Origin of the sequence: Grimontia celer (genome assembly GCF_900055185.1) — a bacterium.
In the GTDB taxonomy this organism is placed as follows: Bacteria; Pseudomonadota; Gammaproteobacteria; order Enterobacterales; family Vibrionaceae; genus Enterovibrio; species Enterovibrio celer.
Window position 1 is genome coordinate 70,403 of sequence record NZ_FIZX01000009.1, and the last position, 7,920, is coordinate 78,322.

6 protein-coding genes are annotated in these 7,920 nt (G+C 50.9%); 3 read left to right on the top strand and 3 right to left on the bottom strand.

Annotated elements, in window-relative coordinates; genetic code table 11:
• Positions 1-26 precede the first annotated feature (26 nt).
• From acuI to fadB, 3 genes are all read right to left on the bottom strand, one after another.
• Entirely contained in the window at positions 27-1,007 is a 981-nt protein-coding gene (gene acuI / locus GCE9029_RS24360; protein WP_062667757.1) for an acrylyl-CoA reductase (NADPH), read from the bottom strand.
• A gap of 180 nt (positions 1,008-1,187) precedes the next feature.
• Positions 1,188-2,351: an acetyl-CoA C-acyltransferase FadA gene (gene fadA, locus GCE9029_RS24365; RefSeq protein WP_062667758.1), complete on the bottom strand. Its 1,164-nt coding sequence runs from the start codon at positions 2,349-2,351 to the stop codon at positions 1,188-1,190.
• A 27-nt stretch (positions 2,352-2,378) separates the two neighbouring features.
• Positions 2,379-4,544, bottom strand: a complete 2,166-nt coding sequence (gene fadB, locus GCE9029_RS24370; RefSeq protein ID WP_062667761.1) for a fatty acid oxidation complex subunit alpha FadB — start codon at positions 4,542-4,544, stop codon at positions 2,379-2,381.
• Between the two features lie 253 nt (positions 4,545-4,797).
• Between fadB and GCE9029_RS24375 the strand changes: the two genes are divergently transcribed.
• From GCE9029_RS24375 to hemG, 3 genes are read left to right on the top strand one after another with little or no spacing between them, the layout of a single operon-like run.
• The gene (locus GCE9029_RS24375) at positions 4,798-5,424 is read left to right on the top strand and encodes a YigZ family protein (RefSeq protein ID WP_062667763.1); all 627 of its coding nucleotides are present in this window, start codon (positions 4,798-4,800) and stop codon (positions 5,422-5,424) included.
• 42 nt (positions 5,425-5,466) lie between these two features.
• Positions 5,467-6,924, top strand: coding sequence for a TrkH family potassium uptake protein (locus GCE9029_RS24380; protein WP_002540760.1), 1,458 nt, complete (start codon positions 5,467-5,469; stop codon positions 6,922-6,924).
• Positions 6,925-6,944: 20 nt separating this feature from the next.
• Positions 6,945-7,469 (top strand): menaquinone-dependent protoporphyrinogen IX dehydrogenase, encoded by a 525-nt coding sequence (gene hemG / locus GCE9029_RS24385; protein ID WP_062667764.1) that lies wholly within the window; start codon positions 6,945-6,947, stop codon positions 7,467-7,469.
• Positions 7,470-7,920 lie beyond the last annotated feature (451 nt).

Genomic DNA, 7,920 nt, shown 5'->3' on the forward strand with positions numbered 1-7,920 from the left:
CGTTTTTTATATACCGCAAAGAAAGCTTAAAGCTTGATCACCACACGGCCAGTGATTTGACCATTGGTGATGGCTTCTGCTGCTTCTGATACTTCTTCCAGCGAGATTTCGCGACAGCCATTGTCGTAGTAGCTCTCCGGCAACAACTCAGAGATACGCTGCCACGCTTTCTGGCGACGCTCGAAAGGCGCATACACAGAATCCACACCCAGCAATTTCACGCCGCGTAGGATAAATGGCATGACTGTGGTTGGCAGATCGAAACCGCCCGCAAGACCACATGCTGCAACTGCGCCGTCGTAATCAACTTGCGCCAACACTTTTGCCAGCATCTTGCTGCCAACGGTATCTACCGCGCCTGCCCAAATTTGTTTTTCCAATGGGCGAGCGGGTTCTTCAAATTCGCTACGCTCTACCACGCGCGACGCACCTAGCGATTTCAGCCATTCACCGTTCTCGCTTGAACGGCCTGTTACTGCTACCACTTGGTAACCCAGTTCAGATAGCAGTGTGACCGCCACTGAGCCCACACCGCCACTTGCGCCTGTCACCAGAATTTCGCCTTTCTCTGGTGTGATGCCAGCGTCTTGCAGTGCCTGTACACAAAGCATGGCTGTCAAACCCGCAGTACCGATTTTCATTGCCTGATCGCCAGAGAGCTTTTCTGGCAGTGGAACCAACCAGTCAGCTTTGAGGCGTGCTTTTTGTGCCATGCCACCCCAATGGGTTTCACCAACGCCCCAGCCTGTCAGTACCACTTTCTGTCCGGTGGAAAAACGTGAATCTGAAGATTCTGCCACTGTCCCTGTCAGGTCGATACCTGGCACCATTGGGAACTCACGACAGATCTTGCCCTTGCCTGTAATCGCAAGGCCATCTTTGTAGTTCAGTGAGGAGTAATCCACGTCGATTAGCACATCGCCTTGTGGCAGTCGGCTAACGTCGAGTTCTTGAATGCTTGAAGTGGTGATTTTGTCAGCTTGGTCCAGTACCAGTGCTTTGAACATGGGATGTCCTCCGGAAAGGGGAATAAACGTATGAAATACAGTGTAGAACCAAAGTGGTCATGAAAATAATGAAACTAAATCATGATAAATATGCGTTAAGCGCATAGCTATGTGGCAATGCTTCGCTACAAATAACAAAGCCGGGTATTAAACCCGGCTTTGATAACGATACGTTTTTGTTTAAACGCGCTCAAACACCGTAGCAATACCCTGACCTAAACCGATACACATGGTGGCAAGACCCAGCTCGACATCATTGTGCTCCATCAGGTTGATAAGCGTAGTAGAGATACGTGCGCCTGAACAACCCAGAGGGTGACCCAGTGCGATCGCGCCACCGTTGAGGTTCACTTTTTCGTCGACTTTATCCAGCAAGCCCAGATCTTTTGCGCAAGGCAGTGACTGTGCAGCGAAGGCTTCGTTGAGCTCAATCATGCCGATGTCATCAATACTCACGCCTGCACGCTTCAGTGCTTTTTTCGTTGCCGGTACAGGACCATAACCCATGATAGAAGGATCGCAGCCTGCGACTGCCATCGAACGCACGCGAGCACGAATTGGCAGACCGAGCGCTTTGGCTTTGTCTTCGCTCATCACCAGCATGGCTGCAGCACCGTCAGACAGTGCGGAAGACGTACCAGCGGTTACTGTGCCGTTGGCTGGGTCGAATACAGGGCGCAGGCCCGAAAGGGTTTCCACTGTGGTTTCCGGACGGATAACTTCATCGTTTTCCATCAGGAACAGTCCGCCTTTCTCATCATGGCCTTCGGTAGGCATGATTTCATTTTTAAAGCGTCCTTCCACGGTGGCAGCATAAGCTCGCTGGTGGGAGCGGGCTGCAAAGGCATCTTGCTGCTCACGACTAATACCATGAATGCGACCCAACATCTCTGCGGTCAGACCCATCATACCGGCGGCTTTTGCCACAGACTTGGAAAGACCCGGGTGGAAATCGACACCGTGGGTCATGGGTACGTGGCCCATGTGTTCAACACCACCAATCAGGCAGACATCGGCATCGCCTACTTGAATGGCGCGTGCGGCATCATGCAGCGCCTGCATGGAAGAGCCACACAAACGATTAACCGTAGTCGCGGCTACTGTGTGTGGAATGCCTGCCAGCAGTGCTGCGTTACGGGCGACGTTGAAGCCTTGTTCAAGTGTCTGCTGTACACAGCCCCAATAGATATCCTCGATTTCTGTTGGATCCAGCTGCGGGTTACGTGCAAGCAGAGACGCCATCAGGTGCGCTGACAAATCTTCCGCACGGGTGTGGCGGAAAGCACCGCCTTTGGAGCGGCCCATCGGGGTTCGAATACAATCGACAATCACGACGTTTTTCATGTTGTTTTCCCTCTCAATTCCTTGTGGTTAGGCAGACTGTCGTTGGGCATCGAAATACCCTTCGCCTTTGGCAGCTTTGTCGCGAAGACCTTGCGGCACTTCATAGGCAGGGCCAAGGTTGGCCAGTTGGTCAGCCATAGCAACATAGTTTGCCAGTCCAATGGTATCCAGATAACGGAATACACCGCCTCGGAATGGAGGGAAGCCAAGACCGTAAACCAGCGCCATGTCTGCTTCCTGAGGAGTCGTGATAATGCCTTCTTCCAGACAACGCACTACTTCGTTGATCATCGGCACCATCATGCGGTTGATGATCTCTTCGTCGCTGTAATCGGTCGCCGAACCGAGTACTGATGACAGCAGGCCTGTGACATCGGCATCCACGTCTTTCTTCGGTTTGCCTTTGCGGTCGACCGAGTATTTGTAGAAACCGATGCCATTCTTCTGACCAAAGCGCTCGGACTCAAACATCACATCGACAGCATCGCGGTAGCTTTTCGCCATGCGTTCTGGGAAACCTTCTGCCATCACAGCTTGCGCATGGTGCGCAGTGTCAATGCCTACAACATCAAGTAGGTAAGCAGGACCCATTGGCCAGCCGAACTTCTTCTCCATCACTTTGTCGACTTTGGTGAAGTCAGCACCGTCACGAAGCAGCATGCTGAAACCGGCAAAGTAGGGGAACAGTACGCGGTTTACAAAGAACCCTGGGCAGTCGTTGACGACCACTGGGCTTTTACCCATCTTGGCGGCGTAGGCCACCACGCGTGCTACGGTTTCTTCTGAGGTATCTTTACCACGAATGACTTCTACCAATGGCATGCGGTGCACCGGGTTAAAGAAGTGCATGCCACAGAAGTTTTCTGGTCGCTTGAGCGATTTCGCCAACAGATCGATAGGAATCGTGGAGGTGTTGGAAGTCAGTACAGCACCTTCTGGCAGCAAGGCCTCCACTTCGCTCAGTACTGCAGCTTTCACTTTCGGGTTCTCTACCACGGCTTCAACAACCACGTCAGATTGCTCGATACCTGCGTAGTGAAGGCTAGGGGTGATAGAGGCAAGCACTTCTGCCATTTTCAAACCGTTGAGGCGACCACGCTCCAATTGCTTGTTCAGCAGTTTGGAGGCTTCTTTCATGCCAGTTTCAAGCGAAGCCTGACTGATGTCTTTCATCAGTACAGGCACACCTTTGCTGGCTGACTGGTAAGCGATACCACCACCCATGATGCCTGCACCCAGTACAGCACCACGCTCAGTTGGCTTGCCTTCTTTGGCGGCTTTCTTGGCCTTGGATTTCAGATACTGATCATTAAGGAAAATACCAACCAGTGCCTGAGTGACATCGTTCTTTGCCAGTTTGACGAAGTGTTTGTTCTCTACCACCAAGGCACCGTCGCGATCGGAGCGTGACGCTTCTTCAATCGCCACAACTGCTGTCATAGGAGCTGGGTAGTGTGGACCTGCCACACGCGCCACCATGCCTTTGGCCATGGTGAAGCTCATGGTGGCTTCTATCTTGTTCAGTTGCAGTGGCGCTTTTTTCTGTGCGCGACGTGATTGCCAATCCAGCTTGCCTTCAATGGCTTGCTTAGCAAGGGCAATCGCAGCATCACGCAGGTCATCCGGTGCCGTCACGGCATCAACCAGACCGATTTTGAGTGCGGCATCGGCTTTGCTTTCTTTACCTGCGGTGATGAGTTCCATCGCGGTATCAGCACCCACCAGACGAGGCATTCGCACGGTTCCGCCAAAGCCCGGCATGATGCCAAGTTTGGTTTCTGGCAGGCCGATGCGCGCGGTGGAATCAGCAATACGGAAATCAGTAGCAAGAATGCACTCGCAGCCACCGCCCAGCGCGAAACCGGAAATGACGGAAACGGTAGGGAAAGGCAGATCTTCGAGTTTGTTGAAGATATCGTTCGCGTGCGTGACCCAATTTGAGAGCTCTTCCTCTGGCTTGGCAAACAGGCCGAGGAATTCTGTGATATCTGCGCCTACGACAAACGCTGGTTTGGCAGACGTCAGCAGCAGGGCTTTTACGTCAGACTTTTGCGAGAGAGCATCAAGCGCCTCGTTGAGACTTTCCAGTGTTGCAAGGTCGAATTTATTAACAGAGCCGGGTGCATCGAGGTTCAGCTCCGCGAGGCCATCTTCCAGATAGCGCACGGACAGGGTGTCACCTTGGTAAATCATGTTCTATCTCCGTATTGCCAGATCTTTGTCTGGTTTGGTTTACCTTTAGGTAGAGGGTAGTCGTTATAGTCAGCTTTAGTCTGAGCCGGGCTGAACAAAAAGGCAATAGAAATGTTAAACGGATGTTTGAAATTTGTGTTTAAACTATCTGTTTGAATCTTGCGTTCTCACTATTTCAACGAGTTAGCGCTTTTGCTGTGTTACGATTTTCTTGTGTTAAAATCCCGCGCCTTTTCAACTTATGGTGACTCGCATGAATACCTCGCCTTATCTGATCCCGTTGTCACCCGTGATATCGGAAGAAGAGATAAAGAAGAGCCGCTTTATTACCTATCTCGCCCATACGCCAGGCATCGAAAGTGCCAAAGCGTTTGTGGCAGAAATCAAAGCGAAGCATGCTGATGCACGCCATAACTGTTGGGCATTCGTCGCCGGGCGTCCTGAAGACTCGATGAGTTGGGGCTTCAGTGATGACGGAGAGCCTTCCGGTACGGCCGGTAAACCTATCCTTGCGCAGCTATCTGGCAGTGGTGTGGGTGAGATCACTGCAGTGGTGACACGCTACTATGGTGGTATCCGGCTGGGGACTGGTGGGCTTGTCAAAGCTTATGGTGGCGGTGTGCAACAGGCGCTACTGCAACTGGCAACGAAAGAGAAGGCGATTACGGTTCAGTTCACAATAAGCTGTGAATACCCTCACATTGCCTTGATCGAATCGATACTGGCTTCCCATAACGCGGTTCAGGTTAATACTGATTTCAGCCATAATGTGGAGATGACAGTGGAAGTGGATGCACGGAGTGCCGAACAGATCGCAGCGGAGATTTTTAATCGCTCCCGTGGTCAGGTTAGCGTGGCCGGGCTTGATAAAAATACATAATTCAGGCTCACCCCTGAATATAAGGATGAGCCGTCCAAGGCTATGCAATTTCGTTCAATTATCCGGATTGTCGGGCTTCTTCTTGCCCTTTTCAGTATCACCATGCTGGCGCCAGCCGTGGTGGCATTCATTTACCGCGATGGTGAAGGTTTCCCTTTTGTTCTCACTTTCTTCCTTCTTCTCGCGGGCGGTGGTCTTCTTTGGTTTCCTAACCGACGTTTCAGACATGAATTGAAAGCCCGTGATGGCTTTTTGATTGTGGTGCTGTTCTGGACGGTAATCGGCAGCGCGGGGTCTATTCCGTTCATGCTGTCGGAACAGCCCAATATGTCGGTAACCGACGCCTTCTTTGAATCCTTCTCAGGCCTGACGACCACTGGGGCAACTGTGATGGTGGGGCTCGACAACCTGCCAAAAGCGGTACTGTTTTATCGCCAGCTTCTGCAATGGTTCGGGGGCATGGGTATCATTGTGCTCGCAGTGGCCATTCTGCCGGTGCTCGGTATCGGTGGTATGCAGCTATACCGCGCTGAAATCCCGGGGCCAGTTAAAGATAGCAAGATGACACCGCGTATTGCAGAAACGGCAAAAGCGCTTTGGTATATCTATCTTGCGCTTACAGTTTCCTGCGCATCGGCTTACTGGCTGGCTGGGATGTCGGTATTCGACGCAATCAGCCACAGTTTCTCGACGGTCGCTATCGGCGGATTTTCAACCCATGATGCAAGTATTGGCTATTTCAACAGCCCTGCGATTAACTTCATCACGGTGTTCTTCCTCTTTATTTCAGCGTGTAATTTCTCGCTACACTTCGCTGCTTTTGCCAGTGGCAAGCTGCATCCTGGCTTCTATTTCAAAGACCCGGAGTTCCGTGCCTTTATTGTGATCCAGCTTATCCTGCTGGCGATTGTGTTCGGCATGTTGATCAACCATGGCACTTACGAGTCTGAGTTCGAAGCTTTTAACCAGGCTATCTTCCAGACCGTATCGATTTCCACGACAGCGGGTTATACCACGACAAGTTTTTCTGAGTGGCCATTATTCCTGCCGGTGCTTCTACTGTTTTCCTCTTTTATAGGTGGTTGTGCAGGCTCAACAGGTGGCGGTATGAAAGTGATCCGAATCCTGCTGTTGTCACTACAAGGTTCTCGTGAACTGAAACGTCTGGTGCACCCAAGGGCGGTGTACACCATCAAAGTGGGCAACAAAGCCTTGCCTCAACAGGTGGTGGATGCAGTTTGGGGATTTTTCTCTGCCTATGCGCTGGTATTTGTCATCTGTATGCTGGGGCTTATCGCTACGGGTATTGATGAGTTAACGGCGTTCTCTGCGGTTGCGGCAACCCTTAACAACCTCGGCCCTGGTCTCGGTGAAGTAGCGGTTCACTTTGGCGATATTAATAGTGGCGCGAAATGGGTACTGATTGTCTCCATGCTATTTGGTCGTCTCGAAGTGTTCACCTTACTGGTTCTTTTTACGCCGACGTTCTGGCGTAGTTGATAGCTTTTATAGGAATAATGATGAAAAAGGCGCTTTTGCTTCATTCTAGTCGTGAAGGTCAGACGGTAAAGATTCTTCGTTCTATCGAAAGCGAATTGGCAGGCAATTACGAATGTGAGCTGGTGGACCTGCACGACATGCCGGAGGTGAATTGGGCAGAATACGACAAGGTACTGATTGGTGCGTCAATTCGTTATGGCCACTTGAATAAGAAGCTATACCGTTTTATCGAAAACAACCTCTCTGCGCTCAATGAAAAGAAGGCTGCCTTTTTCTGCGTGAATCTGACAGCTCGCAAACCTGGTAAAGACACACCGGAAGGTAGTGTCTATATGAAGAAGTTCAGAAAGCTGTCGCCTTGGCAGCCAGAACTGCAAGATGTGTTCGCCGGTGCGCTCTATTATCCCCGCTATAAGCTTTTCGATCGTGTCATGATTCAATTCATTATGAAGATGACAGGCGGCGAAACTGACCCAGCCAAAGAAGTTGAGTACACCAATTGGGATAGAGTGAAGGACTTTTCAGAACGATTTCGTTCACTTTAATGCCGTTTTGGGCGAAAAGTAATCGAACGCACCGTTTTTCATAAAAAACCTCAAAAAAGGCCTTGCCAGAATTTCAGACCTCCCTATAATGCCGCCTCACCGACACGGAGAGCGGCTCCCACAGCGGAAACGCCCCCTCAAATCGGTACAGCGAAGGCCTCAAAAATTGAGTTGAAATAAACGCTTGACGCGCTGTTTCGAATCAGTAAAATGGCCGCCCGCTTCGAAGGGAAATTCACCCCGAGAGGCAAGTCAACAAGGTGTTTTGAGGGTTGCGAAAGCAACGCTGAAAAATCTCAAAATTTCTTCTTGACTTCATCGCCTGGCAGCGTAAAATTCGCAGCCCTGACGGTGAGAAGCGACGCTTCTTCAAGTCAACGTTCTTTAACAATTTGACCTATGCAATCTGTGTGGGCACTCGTGATTGATAGACAAAAGATTTATCGATGTT